Origin of the sequence: Enterobacter sp. DC4, assembly GCF_000568095.1 — a bacterium.
Taxonomy (GTDB): Bacteria; Pseudomonadota; Gammaproteobacteria; order Enterobacterales; family Enterobacteriaceae; genus Enterobacter; species Enterobacter pseudoroggenkampii.
Genome location: NZ_AZUB01000004.1, coordinates 165,439 through 188,288, shown reverse-complemented (window position 1 = coordinate 188,288; position 22,850 = coordinate 165,439). Strand labels below are relative to the sequence as shown.

Genomic DNA, 22,850 nt, shown 5'->3' with positions numbered 1-22,850 from the left:
TCACCTCGGCTGTGTTATAATTTGCGACCTTTGAATCCGGGATACAGTAGAGGGATAGCGGTTAGATGAGCGACCTTGCGAGAGAAATTACACCGGTTAACATCGAGGAAGAGCTGAAGAGCTCCTATCTGGACTATGCGATGTCGGTCATTGTTGGCCGTGCGCTGCCGGACGTCCGCGATGGCCTTAAGCCGGTACACCGTCGCGTACTATACGCCATGAACGTATTGGGCAATGACTGGAATAAAGCCTATAAAAAATCTGCCCGCGTCGTCGGTGACGTCATCGGTAAATATCACCCGCATGGTGATACCGCCGTTTATGACACCATCGTTCGTATGGCGCAGCCATTCTCCTTGCGCTACATGCTGGTAGATGGCCAGGGTAACTTTGGTTCAGTCGACGGCGACTCCGCTGCGGCGATGCGTTATACGGAAATCCGTATGTCGAAAATCGCTCATGAGCTGATGGCCGACCTGGAAAAAGAGACCGTTGATTTCGTCGATAACTACGACGGCACCGAGCGCATCCCAGATGTGATGCCCACCAAGATCCCGAACCTGTTGGTTAACGGTTCGTCCGGTATCGCGGTCGGTATGGCAACCAACATTCCGCCGCACAATATCACCGAGGTGATCAACGGCTGCCTGGCCTATATCGACGATGAAGACATCAGCATTGAAGGGCTGATGGAACACATCCCGGGCCCGGACTTCCCGACGGCGGCGATCATCAACGGTCGTCGTGGTATTGAAGAAGCGTACCGCACCGGTCGCGGCAAGATTTACATCCGTGCCCGCGCCGAAGTGGAAGCGGACGCTAAAACCGGCCGTGAAACCATCATTGTTCACGAGATCCCGTATCAGGTGAACAAAGCGCGTCTGATTGAAAAAATCGCCGAGCTGGTAAAAGAAAAACGCGTTGAAGGCATCAGCGCGCTGCGTGACGAGTCTGACAAAGACGGTATGCGCATCGTGATTGAGATTAAACGCGACGCGGTTGGTGAGGTTGTGCTGAACAACCTGTACTCCCAGACTCAGCTTCAGGTCTCCTTCGGTATCAACATGGTTGCACTGCACCATGGTCAGCCGAAGATCATGAACCTGAAAGAGATCCTGAGCGCGTTCGTGCGTCACCGCCGTGAAGTGGTGACCCGCCGTACCATCTTCGAACTGCGCAAAGCGCGCGACCGTGCGCACATCCTTGAAGCGCTGGCGGTTGCGCTGGCCAACATCGATCCGATCATCGAACTGATCCGTCGTGCGCCAACCCCGGCGGAAGCGAAAGCTGCCCTGATTTCCCGTCCGTGGGATCTGGGTAACGTCGCCGCGATGCTGGAACGTGCGGGCGATGACGCAGCGCGTCCTGAGTGGCTGGAACCTGAATTCGGCGTGCGTGACGGTCAGTATTACCTGACTGAACAGCAGGCCCAGGCGATTCTGGATCTGCGTCTGCAGAAACTGACCGGCCTTGAGCATGAAAAACTGCTCGACGAATACAAAGAGCTGCTGGAACAGATTGCTGAGCTGCTGCACATTCTGGGCAGCGCAGAGCGTCTGATGGAAGTGATCCGTGAAGAGCTGGAACTGGTCCGCGATCAGTTCGGCGACGAGCGCCGCACCGAAATCACCGCGAACAGCTCTGATATCAACATTGAAGATCTGATCAACCGCGAAGACGTGGTGGTCACCCTGTCTCACCAGGGCTATGTGAAGTATCAGCCGCTGACCGACTACGAAGCACAACGTCGTGGCGGTAAAGGCAAGTCTGCGGCACGTATTAAAGAAGAAGACTTTATTGACCGCCTGCTGGTGGCTAACACCCATGACACGATCCTCTGCTTCTCCAGCCGTGGTCGTCTGTACTGGATGAAAGTCTATCAGCTGCCGGAAGCGAGCCGTGGCGCACGTGGTCGTCCAATCGTTAACCTGCTGCCGCTGGAAGCGGACGAACGTATCACCGCCATCCTGCCGGTACGCGAGTACGAAGAGGGCGTGAACGTCTTTATGGCGACCGCCAGCGGTACCGTGAAGAAAACCGCGCTGACCGAGTTCAGCCGTCCGCGTTCTGCCGGTATTATCGCCGTGAACCTGAACGAAGGCGACGAGCTGATCGGTGTGGATCTGACCTCCGGTTCTGATGAAGTGATGCTGTTCTCTGCGGCCGGTAAAGTGGTGCGCTTTAAAGAGAACGCCGTCCGTGCGATGGGTCGTACCGCGACGGGCGTTCGTGGTATCAAGCTGGCTGGCGAAGACAGCGTGGTTTCTCTGATTATTCCGCGCGGTGAAGGGGCTATCCTGACCGTCACGCAGAATGGTTACGGTAAACGTACGGCGGAAGGGGAATACCCAACCAAGTCTCGCGGCACGCAGGGCGTTATCTCTATCAAAGTTACCGAGCGCAACGGTTCCGTTGTGGGCGCGGTGCAGGTGGACGATGCGGACCAGATCATGATGATCACCGATGCCGGTACGCTGGTGCGTACCCGCGTGTCTGAGATCAGCGTGGTAGGGCGTAATACCCAGGGCGTAATCCTCATCCGTACAGCGGAAGATGAGAACGTGGTGGGTCTGCAGCGCGTTGCTGAGCCGGTGGATGATGAAGAGCTCGATTCCATCGACGGTAGCGTTGCGGAAGGCGATGATGATATCGCGCCGGAAGTCGACACTGACGATGACGCAGCGGATGACGCTGACGAGTAATGTCTTCTGATGCAAAAAAGGGCCGGATTCCGGCCCTTTTCTTTTGCACAAGCAGATAAGTCAACGTTGCGACCTGGCGCGTTTACCGCTACCTTAACCACATTCTTTTGACCCCGACGGCGGAGCCTCGCCCCCTTGAAATACCTCGTCTCCTTTCGTACTACGCTGAAAGTCTCTCGCTATCTGTTTCGGGCGCTGGCGCTCTTGCTTTGGCTGCTTGTGGCCCTGTTCTCGGTGTTTTACATCGTTAACGCGCTGCACCAGAAAGAAGCGGAGATCCGCCAGGAGTTTAACTTAAGCTCCGACCAGGCCCAGCGCTACATTCAGCGAACGTCTGACGTGATGAAGGAGCTGAAGTATATTGCCGAAAATCGTCTGACGGCGGAAAACGGCATCCTTGCGCTTCGCGGGCGTGATGACAAAACCGAAGTTCCGGACTTCCAGCCGCTGTTCCCGGACTCCGATTGCTCCACCATGAGCAATTCCTGGCGCGGGTCGCTGGAATCCCTCGCCTGGTTTATGCGCTACTGGCGCGACAATTTCTCCGCCGCCTATGACCTGAACCGCGTCTTCCTGATTGGCAGCGAGAATCTCTGCATGGCTGACTTTGGCCTGCGCGACGTGCCCGTTGAGCGTGACGATGCGCTGAAAAGCCTGCATGAACGTATTGTGAAATATCGCAATGCGCCGCAGGACGAGCGCGGCAATAACATCTTCTGGGTGAGCCAGGGCCCGCGTCCGGGCGTGGGCTATTTCTACGCTCTGACGCCGGTGTATCTCGGCAATCGTCTGCAGGCGCTGCTGGGGATTGAGCAGACCATTCGCATGGAAAACTTCTTTACCCCGGGCAGCCTGCCCATGGGGGTGACCATTCTGGATGAAAACGGTCATCAGCTGATCTCGCTTGCCGGACCGGATAACCGGTTAAACGTCGAACCCCACTGGATGCAGGAGCGGTCGTGGTTTGGCTATACCTCGGGTTTCCGCGAACTGGTGCTGAAGAAGAGCCTGCCGCCTTCCTCGCTGAGTATCGTCTATTCGCTGCCGGTGGACATGGTGCTTGAGCGGATACGCATTCTCATCATGAATGCCATTCTGCTGAACCTGATCGCGGGTGGGGCGCTGTTCACCCTGGCGCGCATGTATGAGCGGAAAATCTTTATTCCCGCCGAGAGCGACGCCCAGCGGCTGGAGGAACACGAGCAGTTTAACCGGAAGATTGTCGCTTCGGCGCCGGTGGGGATCTGTATTCTGCGTACCCAGGACGGTACCAACATCCTGAGTAACGAACTGGCACATAACTACCTGAATATGCTGACGCATGAGGACCGGCAGAGGCTGACGCAAATTATATGCGGTCAGCAGGTTAACTTTGTCGACGTGTTGACCAGCACGCACACCAACCTGCAGATTAGCTTTGTCCATTCCCGCTATCGCAATGAAAACGTGGCGATTTGCGTGCTGGTGGATGTCTCCGCGCGCGTGAAAATGGAAGAGTCGTTGCAGGAGATGGCGCAGGCGGCAGAGCAGGCCAGCCAGTCGAAATCCATGTTCCTTGCCACCGTCAGCCACGAGCTGCGAACGCCGCTGTACGGGATCATCGGTAACCTCGACCTGCTGCAGACGAAAGAGCTGCCGAAAGGGGTCGACAGGCTGGTGACGGCGATGAACAACTCCTCCAGCCTGCTGCTGAAAATCATCAGCGATATTCTCGACTTCTCTAAAATCGAGTCCGAGCAGCTGAAAATTGAGCCGCGCGAGTTTTCGCCGCGCGAGGTGATGAACCATATCAGCGCCAACTATCTCCCGCTGGTGGTGCGTAAACAGCTGGGGCTCTACTGCTTTATTGAGCCGGACGTTCCGCTGACGCTGCACGGCGATCCGATGCGCCTGCAGCAGGTCATCTCTAACCTGCTCAGCAACGCCATTAAATTCACCGATACCGGCTGTATTGTGCTGCACGTCTGCCGGGCGGGGGATTACCTGAGCATTCGCGTGCGCGACACGGGCGTCGGCATCCCGGCGAAGGAAGTGGTTCGTCTGTTCGATCCGTTCTTCCAGGTCGGTACCGGCGTGCAGCGTAACTTCCAGGGAACCGGACTGGGGCTGGCGATTTGTGAGAAGCTCGTCAGCATGATGGACGGTGATATCTCGGTGGATACCGAGCCCGGCATGGGCAGCCAGTTCACCATCCGCATTCCGCTCTATTCGGCGCAGTATCCGGCAAAATCTACGGTAGACGGGCTGAGCGATAAGCGCTGCTGGCTGGCGGTGCATAACGCCTCACTGAATGACTACCTGACGGCGCTGCTTACCCACAGCGGCGTGAGGGTGTGTCGCTATGAAGGTCAAATGCCGGACGTGGACGATGTGCTGATCGCCGACGAGATGCCGGATCAGCCGTGGCAGGGAAGAGGGTCGGTGCTCTTCTGTCGTCGCCACATCGGCATTCCTGCCGAGCGCGCGCCTGGTGAATGGGTACACAGTGTCGCAACCCCGCACGAGCTGTTGAGCCTGCTGGCGCGCATCTACAAAGTGGAGCTGGAAGAGCGCGATGGCGCGGGCGGATTGCCGTCACCCGAGTCTCTGGCGTCAGTGAATGACGATATGATGATTCTGGTGGTGGATGACCATCCGATTAACCGCCGCCTGCTGGCTGACCAGCTTGGATCGCTGGGCTACCAGTGTAAAACCGCCAATGACGGCGTGGATGCGCTGAACGTGCTGAGTAAGAATCATATTGATATCGTGCTGAGCGACGTCAACATGCCAAACATGGACGGCTACCGTCTGACGCAGCGCATCCGACAGCTTGGCCTGACGCTGCCGGTGGTGGGCGTAACGGCGAACGCGCTGGCGGAAGAGAAGCAGCGCTGTCTGGAGTCAGGCATGGACAGCTGTCTGTCGAAACCGGTGACGCTGGACGTGCTGAAACAGACATTGTCGATTTACGCGGACCGCGTGAGAAAAACGAGAATATAAAAAAGGCCCGCAAGGGCCTTTTTTATTTGCCCGGCGGCGCTGCGCTTGCGCGGGCCTACGGGTTCTGTAGGCCGGGTAAGCGCGAGCGCCACCCGGCATTTACAGCGGAGATCAATCCTTGTCCGTTGCGCTCAGCGTAACGGAGGAGAGATAGTTCAGCAGTGCAATATCGTTGTCCACGCCAAGCTTCATCATCGCTGATTTCTTCTGGCTGCTGATGGTTTTAATGCTGCGGTTCAGCTTCTTGGCAATCTCGGTCACCAGGAAACCTTCAGCGAACAGGCGCAGAACTTCACTCTCCTTCGGCGACAGGCGTTTGTCACCGTAGCCACCCGCGCTGATTTTTTCCAGCAGACGAGAGACGCTCTCAGGCGTGAACTTCTTGCCTTTCTGCAGCGCAGCAAGCGCTTTTGGCAGATCGGTCGGTGCGCCCTGTTTCAGCACAATCCCTTCGATGTCCAGATCCAGTACCGCGCTCAGGATCGCCGGGTTGTTGTTCATGGTCAGAACAATGATCGAGATATCCGGGAAGTGACGTTTAATATATTTGATGAGCGTGATCCCATCACCGTACTTGTCTCCAGGCATGGAGAGATCGGTAATGAGCACGTGTGCATCAAGCTTTGGGAGGTTATTGATCAGTGCTGTAGAGTCTTCAAATTCACCGACTACATTCACCCACTCGATCTGTTCAAGTGATTTGCGAATACCGAACAGTACAATCGGATGGTCATCGGCAATAATTACGTTCATATTGTTCATGTATAAGGCTACCTTGCTACAGCAAGCTTTTGACGTAGGCGTCAATGTCGCTGATGTATTTTTCAATGCCAGAGGCATCTTTCTCACGAATTAGATGTTCCAGCGTTTCACATAACTGCTTGCCGGGAACCAGATTAAGCATGGCAAACACCCCTTTAAGCCGGTGTGCTGTCTGTGCCAGCGCTGCAAAATCATTCGCAGCGGACTCAGTATACAACCGCTTAACATCATCTGGTACTGTATCAACAAAGAGTGAATAGTATCCGCTGGCGTGAAGCTCGGCATTTTCATTGCCGCCTAACGGGGATTCCGCTATCTCTTCCTGCGCCAGCTGCTCTTCTATTAGTTGTAGTACAGCTTCCTGCATCGCATTGCTTATATTAAAGTTGACGCGCAGCTGGCCAGGGCCGATTTTCCGCACGCCTGACTCATCATCGCTTAAAAGCAAGCCGGAGGCAGTAAGATTAGACGGATTATCAGTTAAAAACAGATCAAATTCTTGACTTGCAAGTCTTTCATCCGGCGTGATGCAGGCCGCACCCCAGTTTTCTAACTGGCGAACGATAATATTGCGGATCTCGTTCGAGGTCACATCGACCATCACCACGACATCATCCAGCAGACGTTCTTCATCTTCTTCCTGCGGATTGGCCGCCATTTTCACGTGCAGAGAATAACGGGTGCCGAGGGATTCACGGGCTTTGATATTCAGATGGCCGCCGAGCTTACGCGCCAGCTGATCGCACAGCCAGAAGGTCAGGGCATTGGCCTTGCCGTAGCGATCGCTTTGCGTGTCATTCAGGAACGGGAAGTGCAGATTATCAATTTCACTCGTGGTGACGCCTTCCCCGGTGTCCAGGATGCGGAACGTCAGGCGGTCTTCTGCTGACTCCTCAGTGCCAACTTCGAGGGTGATCTTGCCAATCTGCGTGGTGGTCACGGCGTACTGAATAATCATCAGCAGAATACGCCGCAGCGCTTCACGATCGCCGTGGCGTTCGTCATTCGCAGGGAGATTGTTATTGATCAGCAGCTGCAACCCTTTGCGCTTAATGACGGGCAGCACTTCCGGCACCACTTCATCGATCAGTTCCTGAATGGAGAAGAGGGTTGGCGTACCCTTCCAGAAATCATTCTCCAGCATGTTCGCCAGCTGGATCTCATCAACCATTCTGACCAGTGAATCGGCCTGGCAGGCAAGCTGGTGGCTTTCAGCGGTGTTTAACGCCGCCGCCTGGGTCGCCAGCGTTTTTAACGGCTGCTTGAAGGCATCGCCAATGTTCTGCATGAATGCGGCGCGCCCCTGCTGGTTTTTCTCATACAGTCTTTGTGCCTGCTTGAGCTTTTTATTGACCAGCACTTCGCGATCCTGGTCGCGAATAATGAAGATTTGCGTGCGGGGAGCCACCTGGCTGCGGAACTGACGGATTTCGTACAGTTCATTGTTGATGGTGGCCTGAATCACTCCCTGATGCTGATCCGCCATGGTGGTGATGTTCTGCAGGTTAAGATGCGGTAGCAGATGGTCGGCAATTTTGTTGCTCATCACCGTACGATTCGCCTCCTGGTCGTGAACTAAGACCCCAAGTGGCAGCACGGAAACAATCTCTTCATTCAATGCACGCAATACGCGCAGCTCATTGCTGGTGCCGGCCGGAACCGCAGAGGCGTCGCTCTGACGACCCGACTGGAAACGGAAGGTGCTGTAGCCAAACAGCGCCAGCGCCAGCAGACCGATATTTAACAGCAGAGGCAGCAGGATATTTTGCAGGGTATCGAGCAACAGCGTGCCAAACGGCACCTGCCACACCAGACGCATACCGGTTGAATTCAATGATGAGGCAATTTCGATTTTCGAGCCGTTAAAGGAGATCGATACGCTCTCTGCGGCCTCTTTGTCAGACGCCGCCCGCATGTTCTGGGTGCTGCTGTCGGGCTCCAGACGGAAGCTGTCGAGCGGCATGTCCGGCGGGATTAAATCATTAATCGGTAAATCGAAGGCCACCACCGTCGCCAGGTGTCCTGGCTGGTTGAACGTGGTGCGCAGGGTAAAATAATGACCGTTTTGCCAGGCCAGACGACGCAGGGAAGAGAAGCTCTCACGTTCATCGAGGGCATTCGCCTGCTGCAGCATCTCTGCCCGGCGGGAATCGACGATGCTGCCCACGGTGGTCTCTTTAAATCCGGAAGAGAGATCTTTTAACGGCAGCGTTGAGATCAGGATCATGCTGTTGTCCTGACCGTTCAGATAGTACATCGACCATGGCACCGTTTCGGCACCCCAGAGAGTATCCAGATAGGTCGAAATACGCTGCGTCATCTCAAGCGTCGCGCTGTCGTGAGAGCCAAAAATAAGCGCCTCGGTCTTACGCTGCGGTTTTTCGAGATAGTAGACATCCTGCTTAAGCCGTGTCTCCTGAAGTCCATCTCCGGACGAGGAGGCCGGGGCGGCCGCGATATTGTCGTAAATCTGCCAGGTGGCGTAGCGCCAGGTATCGATGCGCTTATGCACGGCATGGGTGATATCGACGACCTGATAGCTCTTATCCTTCAGCCAGGCGTTAACCGCGCTTTGTACCATCACCCCCATGGTCACTAACAGCACAACGATCAAAAGAAGAAAGAAACGGGTGATGCTCCCGGGAAGGAGGGAAAATTTGCTCGGGGCGGTAGTTTCAGTCTGACTCATTGATATCTTTAACCCGTCATGGTCATGCTCTGTGGCGATAGGGCAGTATAAAGGGTAATAACTGAATTTCCAGCGCCACTGCCCGGGAAAAGGCGACTTTTTCAACGGACAATATGGGCGGCAGGTGACGCACTAAACATGTACAAACACGCCGTGCGCGTACAAATAATAAGTGCGCTTAGCCAGCAAATAGCACGAATTAACAAGAAATTAAGTTTTACATCAATATTTCGCCAGCGAAGGATAGCGGTGAAGATTTAGTTAATAGTCGTTACAGTTTCGGTGCGGTAGCACAAAAAATGAGAAGTTACGTAAAGAAAGGTAAAAAAAAACCGAATGCGAAGCATCCGGCTCAATTAGGGATAAACAGACATTCAAAACTGAATGACGGTAATAAATAAAGTTAATGATGATAGCGAGAGATATTTTAGAGATTAGGTTCGATCTTGTTTTGTCATTCAGTGCTGTAACGATTTTTATTATAACTTGTTGATTTTTATGTGTGTTATTTTTCTTTTGATTATAAATGCTAAATTTCTAAGCTATTTGTGCTTTGTAAAAGTTCCTTGATATTTACATTTTGAAACATGTTCATCGATAAATGAAACATCTTCAAAGTTTTCGTATCATATTCGCATTGGATTATTCTGTGATTTTGCGGAGAATGAAATTGCCGACTGGTTAATGAGGGTTAACCAGTAAGCAGTGGCAATTATAAGGCATATAACAGAGGGTTAATAAAATGAAAGTTAAAGTACTGTCCCTCCTGGTACCAGCACTCCTGGTGGCAGGCGCAGCAAATGCGGCCGAAATTTATAACAAAGATGGCAACAAATTAGATCTGTACGGTAAAGTTGATGGTCTGCACTATTTCTCTGACGACAAGGGTAACGACGGCGACAAGACCTACATGCGTCTTGGCTTCAAAGGCGAAACTCAGGTTAACGATCAGCTGACCGGTTACGGCCAGTGGGAATACCAGATCCAGGGCAACACCTCCGAAAGCGAAAATGATGCCTGGACGCGTGTGGCGTTCGCGGGTCTGAAATTCGCTGAGGCGGGTTCTTTCGATTACGGTCGTAACTACGGTGTGATCTACGACGTAACCTCCTGGACTGACGTTCTGCCAGAATTTGGCGGCGATACCTACGGCGCTGACAACTTCCTGCAGTCTCGTGCTAACGGCGTCGCGACCTACCGTAACCAGGATTTCTTTGGTCTGGTGGACGGCCTGAACTTTGCTCTGCAGTATCAGGGTAAAAACGGCAGCGTAAGCGGTGAAAACGTCGGTGGACGCAGCCTGCTGAAACAGAACGGCGACGGCTACGGTGCATCCGTGACCTATAACCTGGGCGAAGGCTTCAGCGTGGGTGGTGCGATGTCCTCCTCCAAACGTACCGCCGACCAGAATGCAGCTGGCGTATACGGTAATGGCGATCACGCAGAAGTCTATTCTGGTGGCCTGAAATACGATGCCAACAACATCTATCTGGCTGCGCAGTACTCTCAGACCTATAACGCAACCCGTTTCGGTACCTCTAACGGCAGCAGCCCGACTACCGCTTACGGCTTCGCTAACAAAGCGCAGAACTTCGAAGTGGTTGCTCAGTACCAGTTCGACTTCGGTCTGCGTCCATCCGTGGCTTACCTGCAGTCTAAAGGCAAAGACATCGAAGGTTACGGCGATCAGGATCTGCTGAAATATGTTGATGTGGGTGCGACTTACTACTTCAACAAAAACATGTCCACCTATGTGGATTACAAAATCAACCTGGTTGATGAAAATGACTTCACCCGTCAGGCGGGTATCGGTACTGACGATATCGTCGCGCTGGGCCTGGTTTACCAGTTCTAATCGCGTCATCGTGTGACGTAAGGGGCCTGATGGCCCCTTTTTTGTGCCTCTCTGATTCTCACAACTCACCCGTTTTGGTGTACTCTTGCCGCCCTGGCATGAGGATAATAATGAATGGACATGACTTTTTTACGCGCCAGCTTTCTGGCTATGCTTTTTTTCCTGACCGCGTGTAACGATCCCACACCCGTGGCGAAAACCGACGCACCCGCTGCGACGGTGCTCGAAGGCAAAACGATGGGGACCTTCTGGCGCGTCAGCGTGATGAACCTCGATAAAACACGCACGGATGAACTTCGCGGCAAAATCCAGTCGCAGCTGGACGCCGACGATCAGCTGCTGTCGACCTATAAAAATGACTCCGCGCTGATGCGCTTTAACCTCTCAACCAGCACCTCCCTGTGGCCAGTGAGCGAGGCGATGGCCGATATCGTGACCGAGGCGATGCGCGTGGGTTATAAAACCAACGGCGCGATGGATGTGACCGTCGGACCGCTGGTAAACCTCTGGGGATTTGGCCCGAATAAACAGCCGGTGAAAACGCCCGAACAGGCGGCCATTGATGACGCCCGCGCCAGGACAGGGCTGCAGCATCTGACGGTGATCAATCAGTACGGGCAACAGTACCTGCAAAAAGATATCCCCGATCTGTTTGTCGATCTGTCGACGGTCGGGGAAGGCTATGCGGCGGATCATCTTGCTGCGCTGATGGCTCAGGAAGGGATTTCACGTTATCTGGTCTCCGTGGGCGGCGCGCTGGTCAGCCGGGGTATGAACGCCAGCGATAAGCCGTGGCGCGTAGCGATTCAAAAGCCGACCGATCGGCAAAATGCCGTGCAGGCGATAGTGGATATCAACGGACATGGCATCAGTACCTCCGGCAGCTACCGTAACTATTACGAGCTTGAGGGGAAGCGTATTTCGCACGTTATCGATCCGCAGACCGGGCGCCCCATCACGCATAACCTGGTCTCGGTGACGGTCATTGCCCCCACCGCGCTGGAAGCGGATGCCTGGGATACCGGATTAATGGTTCTCGGCCCGGAAAAAGCCAAAGAGGTGGTTCGTCAGGAAGGGCTGGCGGTTTATATGATCACCAAAGAGGGCGACGGGTTCAAAACCTGGAGCTCGCCGCAGTTCAACAGTTTCCTGGTCAGCGACAAAAATTAAAAAGCAAGGTTGCAGGTTTTTTATCAGTGGCGCTCAGGCACGCTCTATGTATGCTTGTAAGAGGAGCCGATAATGAGAAACTCAACCTTTATTACCGATGAGGATCGCTGGCAGGCCGTGCTGGCCCGCGATCCGATCGCTGACGATCAGTTTGTCTTCGCCGTGCAGACCACGGGTATTTTCTGCCGCCCGTCATGCCGTGCCCGCCATGCGCTGCGTAAAAATGTCCGCTTTTATCCTGATGCCCATCATGCCGTACAGGCAGGCTTTCGTCCGTGCAAGCGCTGCATGCCGGACAAACGCGATCCGCAGGCGCAGAAGCTGGCGAAAGTGGAACAGGCCTGCCGTCTTCTGGAGCAGGATCCTGCGCTAACCCTGGAGGGGCTGGCGCAGAAGGTTGCCATGAGTCCTTTCCATTTTCACCGTATGTTTAAAGCCGTGACTGGCATGACGCCAAAAGCCTGGCAGCAGGCGGCACGGGGCCAGCGCCTGCGCACCGCGCTTGCACAGGGAGACAAAATTACCGACGCCGTGCTGGCGGCGGGGTTTCCTGACAGCAGCAGCTATTATCGTAAAGCCAACGATGCGCTGGGCATGACGGCGAAGCAGTACCGTAAAGGAGAGGTGGCCGTGCGGTATGCCATCGATGACTGTTCGTTAGGACGCTGTCTGGTCGCCGAAAGCGAGCGGGGGATCTGCGCGATTCTGCTGGGTGACACCGATGCGGAAGTAACCGCAGAGCTTGCCACGCAATTTCCAAAAGCTACGCACGCGCCGCTGGACGACGCCTTTGTGCAGCGGATCCACCAGGTGATTGCCAGTATTGATAACCGCGATGTACCGCTTGCACTGCCGCTGGATATTCGCGGAACCGCGTTCCAGCAGCGCGTCTGGCAGGCCCTTCGCACTATTCCCTGCGGCGAAACGGCAAGTTACCAGCAGGTGGCACAGGCAATTGGCCAACCCAGTGCGGTACGCGCCGTAGCAGGCGCCTGTGCGGCAAACACGCTGGCGATTGTGATCCCCTGTCATCGCGTGGTTCGTAACGACGGTGCGCTGTCGGGCTACTGCTGGGGGACGGCGCGAAAAGCGCTATTACTGAAACGTGAGGCGAAACGCCAGGAGGGATAATGCTCGATCTTTTTGCGGATGCTGAACCCTGGCAGGAGCCGCTTGCGCCGGGGGCGGTGATCCTGCGCCGCTTTGCACTCTCCCGTGCGGCGGCGCTGCTTGCCGGTATCGACGAGGTGACGGCGGTTTCGCCGTTTCGCCATATGGTGACGCCGGGCGGCTACACCATGTCGGTGGCCATGGCCAACTGCGGGGAACTGGGCTGGGCGACGAACGAGCGGGGCTATCTGTATGCCCCGCACGACCCCACGACCGGCCAGCCGTGGCCCCCGATGCCTGCCGTTTTTCAGGCTCTCTGCCACGAGGCTGCCGTGGCGGCGGATTATCCTGACTTTCGCCCTGATGCCTGCCTGATCAACCGCTACGCCGTTGGCGCGAAGCTCTCGCTGCATCAGGACAAGGATGAACCCGATCTGCGCGCGCCTATCGTCTCGGTATCGTTAGGCCTGCCCGCCGTCTTTCAGTTTGGGGGATTACGCCGCAACGATCCGCTCAAACGCATCATGCTGGAACATGGCGATGTGGTGGTGTGGGGCAGGGAATCTCGGCTTTATTATCACGGCATTCAGCCGCTGAAACCCGGGATCCATCCCCTCACGGGCGAGTACCGTTATAACCTGACCTTCCGTCAGGCGGGGATGCGTAAACAAAAATAAGAATTATTCTTGATGTACGCGCCTGGCAGTTTACACTGCTGGCTGATTTTTATTGTCCGGATTGCCTGCATGCAACTACTTCTCCTTGTCTGGCGTCAGTATCGCTGGCCCTTCATTGCCGTAATGGCATTAAGCCTTGCCAGCGCCGCGCTGGGTATTGGCCTGATCGCGTTTATTAACGTGCGGTTGATTGAAATGGTCGACACCTCGCTCTCCGTATTGCCGGAGTTTCTCGGTCTGCTGCTCCTGTTGATGGCGGTTACGCTCGGTTCCCAGCTTGCGCTGACCGCGCTCGGGCACCATTTCGTTTTCCGTTTGCGCAGTGAGTTTATCAAGCGGATCCTGGACACTCAGATAGAGCGCGTTGAGCAGCTCGGCAGCGCTTCCCTGCTGGCGGGGCTGACCAGCGACGTGCGCGCCATTACCATCGCGTTCGTTCGTCTGCCGGAGCTGGTGCAGGGGATCATTCTGACCTTTGGATCGGCGGCCTATCTCGCCTGGCTCTCCAGCAAAATGCTGGCGGTGACCGCGCTGTGGATTACCATTACCATCTGGGGCGGCTTTGTGCTGGTGTCGCGCGTCTACAAACATATGGCGGTGCTGCGCGAAACCGAAGATAAGCTCTATAACGATTACCAGACGGTACTGGAAGGGCGTAAAGAGCTCACCCTGAACCGCGAGCGCGCCGAGTATATCTTTAACCATCTCTATATCCCGGACGCACGCGAATATCGTCATCATATTATTCGCGCCGATACCTTCCACCTGAGTGCGGTGAACTGGTCAAACATCATGATGCTGGGCGCCATTGGCCTGGTATTCTGGATGGCGAACAGCCTGGGCTGGGCGGACACCAACGTCGCGGCAACCTACTCGCTGACGCTGCTGTTTTTGCGCACGCCACTGCTCTCGGCGGTCGGCGCGTTGCCCACCTTACTGAGTGCGCAGGTGGCCTTTAATAAGCTCAAAAAATTCGATCTCGCGCCGTTTAAGGCCGAATTTCCGCGCCCGCAGGCCTTCCCGAACTGGCAGACGCTGGAGCTGCGTAACGTCACGTTCCGCTATCAGGACAGCGCCTTCTCCGTGGGGCCAGTCAACCTGACGATCCGCCGCGGCGAGCTGCTGTTCCTGATCGGCGGCAACGGCAGCGGTAAATCGACGCTGGCGATGCTGCTTACCGGGCTTTATCAGCCGCAGTCGGGCGAGATTTTACTGGATGGCAGAGCGCTGAGCGCGGAGAAACCCGAGGATTACCGCAAGCTTTTCTCGGCGGTGTTCACCGACGTCTGGCTGTTCGATCGGCTGCTGGGTCCGGAAGGGCAGCAGGCCAATCCTGCGCTGGTGGAAAAATGGCTGGCGCAGCTGCAGATGTCGCACAAGCTGGAGCTACAGGACGGGAAGATCCTCAATCTGAAGCTTTCCAAAGGGCAGAAAAAGCGCGTGGCGCTGCTGCTGGCGCTGGCGGAAGAGCGTGACATCATTCTGCTGGATGAGTGGGCGGCGGATCAGGACCCGCACTTCCGCCGCGAGTTTTATCAGGTGCTGCTGCCGCTGATGCAGGAGATGGGCAAAACCATTTTCGCCATCAGCCACGATGATCACTACTTTATTCACGCTGACCGTCTGCTGGAGATGCGCGACGGCAGGCTGAGCGAGCTGACCGGTGAAGAGCGCGATGCAGCCTCGCGTGACGCGGTGGCGCGCACGGCCTGATGCCTTCACCCTAACCCTCTCCCACAGGGAGAGGGGATAGATCGTGGCCGTAATGCCGCTTTTTTCTCCATCCCGCCCCGTTGTTTATTCTTATTTACATATCCCCGCGCTATGCTTAACCCCAACTCATTTAATGGATTTATGATTGATGTCGGTATTAAAGAAAAACAGCGCCAGACAGCGTGACCAGGAGCGCGCGCGACTGATCTGGCTTCTCACGACCGATAAAGCGGTCACCTCTACGCTATTAGGCAAACTCACCCTGGCTGAGCAATATGATGTCGGCACCCTGGCCGACGATATTGCTGAGGTAGGTGCGCTGGTTGCTCATTTACCCCCACCGGATCTGGCGGATACCCTGGAAGCACTTCCCTCGGAAGAACGTCACGCCCTGTGGCGTCTGGTGCAGGATCACGAGCGCGGGCAGGTGCTGCTCGAGGCCTCTGAAAACGTCTGGGACGACCTGATCGACGAGATGAGCGACCGGGATATTCTTGACGCTCTGCAAACCCTGGATATCGACGAGCAGATTTACCTCGTTCAGCACCTGCCGCGAAACCTGACCGGCCGCCTGCTGGCGTCACTGCCTGCCGATGAACGCGCGCGCGTGCGTCAGGTGATGCACTATGAGAAAAACAGCGTCGGCGCGATCATGGAGTTCGGCGTTATCACGGTGCGCCCGGACGTGACGCTCGGCACCGTGCAGCGCTACCTGCGTCGCCTGGGCAAAATGCCGGACAACACCGATAAACTGTTTGTCACCTCCCGGGATAAAACGCTGCTCGGCGAGCTGGAGCTGAAAACCATCCTGCTCAACAGCACCCAGCGGAAGGTGAGCGAGGTGATGGAAAACGAGCCGATGGTCTTCTCCCCGGAAGACGATGCGGAGAAAGCGGCGCGTACCTTCGAACGTGATGACCTGGTGAGTGCCGCCGTTGTGGACTCCGTCGGCAAACTGATGGGGCGTCTGACCATCGATGAGATCGTTGATGTGGTCTACGAAGAAACCGACAACGATCTGCGTGCGCTCGGGGGGATCAGCGCCGAAGATGACGTCCATGCCTCCGTCGGCAAGGCGGTGAAAACCCGCTGGGCGTGGCTGGCCATTAACCTGTGTACCGCCTTTATCGCCTCCCGGGTGATTGACGGTTTTGAACACACCATTTCGCAGCTGGTGGCGCTGGCCTCGCTGATGCCGATTGTGGCCGGAATCGGCGGCAACACCGGAAACCAGACCATCACCATGATCGTCCGCGCGCTGGCGCTGGAAAATATTCAGCCCGGTAACTTCGCCTTTCTGATCTTCAGAGAGATGGGCGTGGCGCTGATCAACGGCCTGGTATGGGGCGGTATTATGGGCGGCATTACCTGGTGGCTGTATGACGATATGGCGCTGGGTGGGGTGATGATGCTGGCGATGGTGCTAAATCTGCTGGTGGCATCGATGATGGGGGTCATTATCCCGCTGACGATGACCAAACTGGGGCGCGACCCCGCGGTGGGGTCGAGCGTGATGATCACCGCCATCACCGATACCGGCGGTTTCTTTATTTTTCTTGGGCTGGCGACGATTTTTCTGCTTTAAGCCGACGCTTAATGCGGGCGGGAAGGAGCGCCATAACGATAATCCCGCCCAGCACGCCAATCGCCAGATTGCCGGTTGATACCGTGGCGGCAACGGTCACCAGCATGACGACCGTTTCTGCAATCGGGGCCGTTTTCAGCGTGGCGGGCTGAAGGCTGTGCCAGCTGAAGGTTTTGACGGCGACGATCGCCATAATGCCCGCCAGCACCGCCATCGGAATGTTGGCCATCACGTCGCTGAGTGCCGTGACCAGGATCAGCAGCACAATGCCCGCTGCAAGGGTTGAAATGCGGCTTCGGCCTTTTCCCATCTCCACGTTAACGATGGTTTGCCCAATCATCGCGCAGCCCGCAATACCACCGTAAAATCCGGCCAGAATATTACCCACGCCCAGCCCGATGCTCTCACGGCGCTTGCTCGACGGCGTTGCGGTCAGCTCATCCACCAGCTTTGCCGTCAGCAGGGATTCCAGCAGGCCGACAAAGGCGATGCTCAACGCGCACGGCCAGATAATGCTCAGCGTCTGTACATTGAGGGGGACCAGTAGTTCGGTAAGACCCGGTAAACCGCCGCTCATGGAGCCTTCATCGCCCACGGTCGGCAGGATTTGACCGGTTGAAACGGTGAACACGGTAAGCACAACAATCGCAATCAGCGGGGAAGGGATGCTTTTGAGATAGCGCGGCACCCACAGCACGATCAGCAGCGTCAGCACGAACAGGCCCACAATCAGCGGGCTTCGGCTCCAGAAATGGGGAACCTGCGCAAAGAAAATCAATATCCCGAGGGCGTTAACAAACCCGGTCATGACCGACTGGGGAATAAAGCGCATCAGCCTTGCCATGCCCAGCACGCCAAACAGAATCTGAATCACGCCTGCCATCAGCACGGCGGGAAGAATGTACTGTACGCCGTGCTGATGCACCATGGGCCCAATAACCAGCGCCACGGAACCGGCCGCGGCCGTGACCATCGCCGGACGACCGCCCAGCACGGACAGGGCAAGGCACAGCACCACGGAGGCGATCAGGCTAACCTTCGGGTCAACGCCCGCCACCACCGAAAATGAGATGACCTCGGGGAGCAGCGCCAGGGCGGTAATCACGCCCGCCAGCGTTTCACGCGTCAGCTGCTTAGGGGAACGCAGTACGTTGGCTACGCGGTCTTCGGGGGATACAGCAGAATGGGGTAAGGACATAACAGTTCGCTGGTTAGGGCAGGCTTCCGTGCGCGCGATCACAAAACGCAACATACTAGCCAGTAAAACCGCGCTTTACCAGACGCATCGATAATTCCTCACAAACAATCCATCATTAAATTTCACAATTACAATAATTTCGTAACCTTTAAACAATATTTAAAAGTTGTTACCGTGCCCCCGCAGCTTTTTTCACCTGCAATTTCCACGCATCAAGCACTTTACACTAAGGCATAAATTATGAAAAAAATGACTGCCATGCTCTTTTCTCTGGCCGTAGGGCTTAACACCGTCTCCATGGCGGCGAAAGCTGACGCACCAAAAGAGCAGGAAACGGACGTCCTTTTAATTGGTGGCGGTATCATGAGCGCCACGCTGGGAACCTATCTGCAAGAACTGCAGCCGGACTGGTCAATGACCATGGTCGAGCGCCTTGACGGCGTGGCGCAGGAGAGTTCGAACGGCTGGAACAACGCTGGTACCGGACATTCGGCACTCATGGAACTGAACTATACGCCGCAGAAAAAGGACGGTTCCATTAGTATCGAGAAGGCGGTTGAGATCAACGAAGCATTCCAGGTTTCTCGCCAGTTCTGGTCTCATCAGGTCAACAGCGGCGTGATGCACGACCCGCACTCCTTCATCAACACCGTACCGCACATGAGCTTTGTGTGGGGTGAGCAGAACGTCAACTTCCTGCGCGCGCGCTACGCCGCTCTGCAGCAGAGCACGCTGTTCCGCGGGATGAAATACTCTGAAGACCACGCGCAGATTAAAGAGTGGGCTCCGCTGGTCATGGAAGGTCGTGACCCGAACCAGAAAGTGGCGGCGACCCGTACCGAAATTGGTACCGACGTTAACTACGGTGAAATTACCCGTCAGCTGGTGACGTCTCTGAAGAAAAAAGAGAACTTCAACCTGCAGCTCAGCACTGAAGTGCGTGGTTTCAAGCGCAACGCGGATAATAGCTGGAGCGTGACCGTTGCCGATCTGAAAAACAACGAAGCCGAGCACGTCATCAAGGCGAAGTTTGTCTTTATCGGTGCGGGCGGCGCGGCGCTTAAGCTGCTGCAGGAGTCCGGTATTCCGGAAGCTGACGACTACGCGGGCTTCCCGGTGGGCGGTCAGTTCCTGGTGTCCGATAACCCGGAAGTGGTGAACCGTCATCTGGCAAAAGTGTACGGTCAGGCCTCTGTTGGCGCACCGCCGATGTCCGTTCCGCACATCGATACCCGTATGCTTGACGGCAAACGCGTGGTGCTGTTTGGGCCGTTCGCGACCTTCTCCACGAAGTTCCTGAAAAACGGTTCCCTGTGGGACCTGCTCAGCGCAACCACCACCTCTAACGTCAAGCCGATGATGGACGTGGGTCTGGATAACTTCGACCTGGTGAAATACCTGATTAGCCAGGTGATGCTCTCTGACGACGATCGTTTCGAGGCGCTGAAAGAGTACTATCCGCAGGCGAAGAAAGAAGACTGGCGTCTGTGGCAGGCGGGTCAGCGCGTACAGATCATCAAGCGCGATCCGAAAGAGGGTGGCGTGCTGCGTCTGGGTACCGAAGTGGTAAGCGATAAGGATGGCACCATCGCCGCGCTGCTGGGTGCGTCACCGGGTGCGTCTACCGCTGCGCCAATCATGCTGCACCTGATGGAAAAAGTGTTTAAAGATAAAGTCGCCAGCCCGGAATGGCAGGCGAAGCTGAAAACCATTATTCCATCCTATGGCACGAAGCTGAACGGCAACGTGAGCGCGACGGAGCAGGAGCTGGAATACACCAGCCGCGTACTGCAGCTGCAGTACATCAAACCGCAGGCTGCGGATGCTGCGCCAAAAGCGGAGCTGAAGCCTCAGCCGGAAAACAAACCGGTTGCGGATATCGCGCTGTAAGGTAAAAAAGCCGGGTGGCGCTGACGCCTACCCGGCCTATGTTCGGTATTGTTTTGTAGGTCGGGTTAGGCGAAGCCGCCACCCGACTTTTAACGTACTACCGCTTGTCCGACAGTCTCTTCTGCCTTCCACACGCGATACTTCACTTCCACGTTTTCAGGCGTATAGACCACGATCGGCAACTTGCTGTTGTAGCGCAGCAGGCTATTGTCGCCCAGATACGCTGTCACAAATTTCTTCTCTTTCTTGCCATCCGGGCAGGCCATCATGGTGGAGACCGGCGAGGTGACTTTATCAAAGACGTAGTAGTCGTAACCCCAGCCTTCCAGGGTTTTGCTTTCCAGCTGACCGCCCAGGCGATGCTGGTTGCAGTCCACTTCCAGCGTCTTGCCAATTAACAGCTCCACTTTGAAATTCGCTTCATCCTGCTGTGCCGGCAGCTGGATCACCTGACGCTTCATCCCTTTATCCGCTTTCGGATACGGGGCGACTTTTTCCAGCGGCTGCTCTTTAGGTATTTCGCTGGCGAAAGCACTGGTGCTGACACACGCGGCGGCGATGAGTGCGATGGCAAATTTAGGTGCGTTTTTCATTGTCATTCCTTTATGTCAAAACGATCCTACACAGGTTAACATATCAATTATGAATGATTGGTGTTATTTACTTACATTTTCAATATCAATAGCGTAATAAACCACATATTTGCTATTTATGTAGATGTTTGTACTGGCGTGGAGTCCGGCAGGCGTTTGTGTTATTTTAGATCCTCTATAATGTTATTCATCTGTAAAAGGGAAGAGAGATGGTTCGAGCAAAACTGAAAACGCCTGAAGGCCGCAAGTTCCTCCTGGCGCTGCTGGTCGTGTTTATGATTGCTGCCGCATGCGTGGGGCGGGCCACCATTGTTGGCGTCATCGAACAGTACAACATTCCTCTCTCTGCCTGGACAACCAGCATGTATGTCCTGCAATCGGCGATGATCTTCGTCTACAGTCTGGTGTTCACCGTTCTGCTGGCCATCCCGCTGGGCATTTTCTTCCTGGGCGGACGTGAGAAGCACTAAGCCTTCACCTCATATAATGAAGCCAGCCTGCGGGCTGGCTTTTTTTATATCAGATGATTTTTATTCGCATTTCCAGGATATTCTGTTTCGAACAAGACTGTTCGACATAAAGCAGGAGATGCGCAATGTTATCCCGGTTTGCAACGCTCAGCCGGATCCCGAAAGGAGTCTGGGTTGTGGGCGGCGTCAGTATGCTGATGGATATCTCTTCGGAGATCATTCATAGCCTGCTGCCGTTGTTTATGGTTACGACGCTGGGCGCCAGCGTGATTTTCATTGGTTTGATTGAAGGCCTGGCTGAGGCCACGGCGTTGTTTATCAAGGTGTTTTCCGGCGCCATCAGTGACTATCTGGGCAAGCGTAAAGTGCTGGCGGTTCTGGGCTACGGTCTTGGCGCGTTGAGTAAACCGCTGTTCGCTATTGCCTCTTCCTCCGGCATGATCCTTGGGGCTCGCTTAATCGACCGGGTGGGGAAGGGGATCCGGGGAGCGCCGCGCGATGCGCTGGTCGCTGACGTTACGCCGCCGGAACTCCGCGGCGCGGCCTTTGGTTTGCGTCAGTCGATGGACACCATTGGCGCATTTCTCGGGCCGTTGCTGGCCGTAGGCTTAATGCTGCTGTGGAACGATGATTTTCGTACCATTTTCTGGATCGCGGTGATCCCCGGCGCGCTCGCCGTGGCGCTGCTTTTCTTCGGCCTGCATGAGCCTAAAACCCCTGTCGAGCATAAACGAACGAACCCCATCAAAAAAGAGAACCTCAGGCGCCTCGGGAAAGGCTGCTGGTGGGTTATTGGTCTGGGGGCCATCTTTACGCTCGCTCGTTTCAGTGAAGCATTTCTTGTGCTTCGCGCTCAGCAGTCGGGTGTGCCGCTGGCGCTGATCCCGCTGGTGATGGTGGCCATGAATCTGCTCTATTTCCTCTCTGCCTATCCGTTTGGCAAGTTATCTGACGGGATGAGCCACACCCGATTACTGCAGTGGGGGCTGGTGATGCTGATTGGGGCAGATGTTGTGTTGGCGCTGAGCACCCACTGGGCTGGAATGCTTCTGGGCGTTGCGCTTTGGGGAGTGCATATGGGCATGACCCAGGGGCTGCTGGCGGCAATGATTGCGAAAACTGCGCCTGCGGATCTGCGCGGTACCGCTTACGGCATTTTTAGTCTGGTCAGCGGCGTGGGATTGTTAGTCGCCAGCCTGGGAGCAGGAGCCATCTGGGAGACGTTTGGCGCAGAATATACGTTCTATGCCGGAGCGGTGATTTGTCTGGTTACACTGATGTACCTGCGTAAAACACCTGGCGAAATCGAATAAAAAAACCAGCCATAAGAGGCTGGTTTTCAATGTGTTTTTGGTCGGCACGAGAGGATTTGAACCTCCGACCCCCGACACCCCATGACGGTGCGCTACCAGGCTGCGCTACGTGCCGACGCATAGAAAGAATACTACTCGATT

General features: G+C 55.5%; 15 protein-coding genes and 1 tRNA gene. 11 read left to right on the top strand and 5 right to left on the bottom strand.

Going from position 1 to position 22,850, the window contains the following annotated elements; translation table 11 throughout:
* Nucleotides 1–65: 65 nt before the first annotated feature.
* Both gyrA and rcsC read left to right on the top strand, forming a co-directional pair.
* Nucleotides 66–2,702 (top strand): DNA topoisomerase (ATP-hydrolyzing) subunit A, encoded by a 2,637-nt coding sequence (gyrA, locus tag P349_RS11205; RefSeq protein ID WP_024908202.1) that lies wholly within the window; start codon nucleotides 66–68, stop codon nucleotides 2,700–2,702.
* A gap of 135 nt (nucleotides 2,703–2,837) precedes the next feature.
* Complete coding sequence (gene rcsC, locus P349_RS11210; RefSeq protein ID WP_032646593.1) at nucleotides 2,838–5,684, top strand: two-component system sensor histidine kinase RcsC; 2,847 nt, start codon at nucleotides 2,838–2,840, stop codon at nucleotides 5,682–5,684.
* Nucleotides 5,685–5,795: 111 nt separating this feature from the next.
* Here the strand turns inward: rcsC and rcsB are convergent, their stop codons facing one another.
* Entirely contained in the window at nucleotides 5,796–6,446 is a 651-nt protein-coding gene (rcsB, locus tag P349_RS11215; protein WP_003859405.1) for a response regulator transcription factor RcsB, read from the bottom strand.
* Between the two features lie 16 nt (nucleotides 6,447–6,462).
* On the bottom strand, nucleotides 6,463–9,135 hold the full coding sequence (gene rcsD, locus P349_RS11220) for a phosphotransferase RcsD (RefSeq protein ID WP_032646592.1): 2,673 nt from the start codon (nucleotides 9,133–9,135) through the stop codon (nucleotides 6,463–6,465).
* Nucleotides 9,136–9,877: 742 nt separating this feature from the next.
* Between rcsD and P349_RS11225 the strand changes: the two genes are divergently transcribed.
* The 6 genes from P349_RS11225 (at nucleotide 9,878) to mgtE (ending at nucleotide 17,245) form a co-directional block, all read left to right on the top strand.
* Nucleotides 9,878–10,990 carry a porin OmpC gene (locus P349_RS11225; protein WP_032646591.1) on the top strand — a complete coding sequence of 371 codons (1,113 nt, stop codon included), beginning with the start codon at nucleotides 9,878–9,880 and terminating at the stop codon, nucleotides 10,988–10,990.
* 114 nt (nucleotides 10,991–11,104) lie between these two features.
* Nucleotides 11,105–12,160 carry an FAD:protein FMN transferase ApbE gene (apbE, locus tag P349_RS11230; protein ID WP_032646590.1) on the top strand — a complete coding sequence of 352 codons (1,056 nt, stop codon included), beginning with the start codon at nucleotides 11,105–11,107 and terminating at the stop codon, nucleotides 12,158–12,160.
* A gap of 72 nt (nucleotides 12,161–12,232) precedes the next feature.
* Nucleotides 12,233–13,291 (top strand): bifunctional DNA-binding transcriptional regulator/O6-methylguanine-DNA methyltransferase Ada, encoded by a 1,059-nt coding sequence (gene ada / locus P349_RS11235; protein WP_032646589.1) that lies wholly within the window; start codon nucleotides 12,233–12,235, stop codon nucleotides 13,289–13,291.
* Nucleotides 13,291–13,947: a DNA oxidative demethylase AlkB gene (alkB, locus tag P349_RS11240; protein ID WP_032646588.1), complete on the top strand. Its 657-nt coding sequence runs from the start codon at nucleotides 13,291–13,293 to the stop codon at nucleotides 13,945–13,947. The genes ada and alkB overlap by 1 nt, the downstream gene beginning before the upstream one ends.
* Before the next feature lie 69 nt (nucleotides 13,948–14,016).
* On the top strand, nucleotides 14,017–15,660 hold the full coding sequence (locus tag P349_RS11245; protein WP_032646853.1) for a multidrug ABC transporter permease/ATP-binding protein: 1,644 nt from the start codon (nucleotides 14,017–14,019) through the stop codon (nucleotides 15,658–15,660).
* 148 nt (nucleotides 15,661–15,808) lie between these two features.
* Nucleotides 15,809–17,245 (top strand): magnesium transporter, encoded by a 1,437-nt coding sequence (mgtE, locus tag P349_RS11250; protein WP_021241530.1) that lies wholly within the window; start codon nucleotides 15,809–15,811, stop codon nucleotides 17,243–17,245.
* Here the strand turns inward: mgtE and P349_RS11255 are convergent.
* Entirely contained in the window at nucleotides 17,208–18,497 is a 1,290-nt protein-coding gene (locus tag P349_RS11255; protein WP_032646587.1) for a SulP family inorganic anion transporter, read from the bottom strand. The two genes, mgtE and P349_RS11255, sit on opposite strands and share 38 nt — an antisense overlap.
* Nucleotides 18,498–18,683: 186 nt before the next feature.
* Between P349_RS11255 and mqo the strand changes: the two genes are divergently transcribed.
* Nucleotides 18,684–20,333, top strand: a complete 1,650-nt coding sequence (mqo, locus tag P349_RS11260) for a malate dehydrogenase (quinone) (RefSeq protein ID WP_032646585.1) — start codon at nucleotides 18,684–18,686, stop codon at nucleotides 20,331–20,333.
* 89 nt (nucleotides 20,334–20,422) lie between these two features.
* Here the strand turns inward: mqo and eco are convergent, their stop codons facing one another.
* Nucleotides 20,423–20,926, bottom strand: coding sequence for a serine protease inhibitor ecotin (gene eco, locus P349_RS11265; protein ID WP_032646584.1), 504 nt, complete (start codon nucleotides 20,924–20,926; stop codon nucleotides 20,423–20,425).
* Between the two features lie 209 nt (nucleotides 20,927–21,135).
* Between eco and P349_RS11270 the strand changes: the two genes are divergently transcribed.
* Nucleotides 21,136–21,396 carry a DUF2534 family protein gene (locus P349_RS11270; RefSeq protein ID WP_008500962.1) on the top strand — a complete coding sequence of 87 codons (261 nt, stop codon included), beginning with the start codon at nucleotides 21,136–21,138 and terminating at the stop codon, nucleotides 21,394–21,396.
* Between the two features lie 125 nt (nucleotides 21,397–21,521).
* A complete protein-coding gene (locus P349_RS11275) occupies nucleotides 21,522–22,709 on the top strand; it encodes an MFS transporter (protein WP_032646583.1) in 1,188 nt (395 codons plus the stop codon).
* Between the two features lie 38 nt (nucleotides 22,710–22,747).
* On the opposite strand, the gene P349_RS11280 is transcribed toward P349_RS11275, so the two are convergent.
* A tRNA-Pro gene (locus P349_RS11280) sits at nucleotides 22,748–22,824 on the bottom strand.
* Between the last annotated feature and the right edge of the window lie 26 nt (nucleotides 22,825–22,850).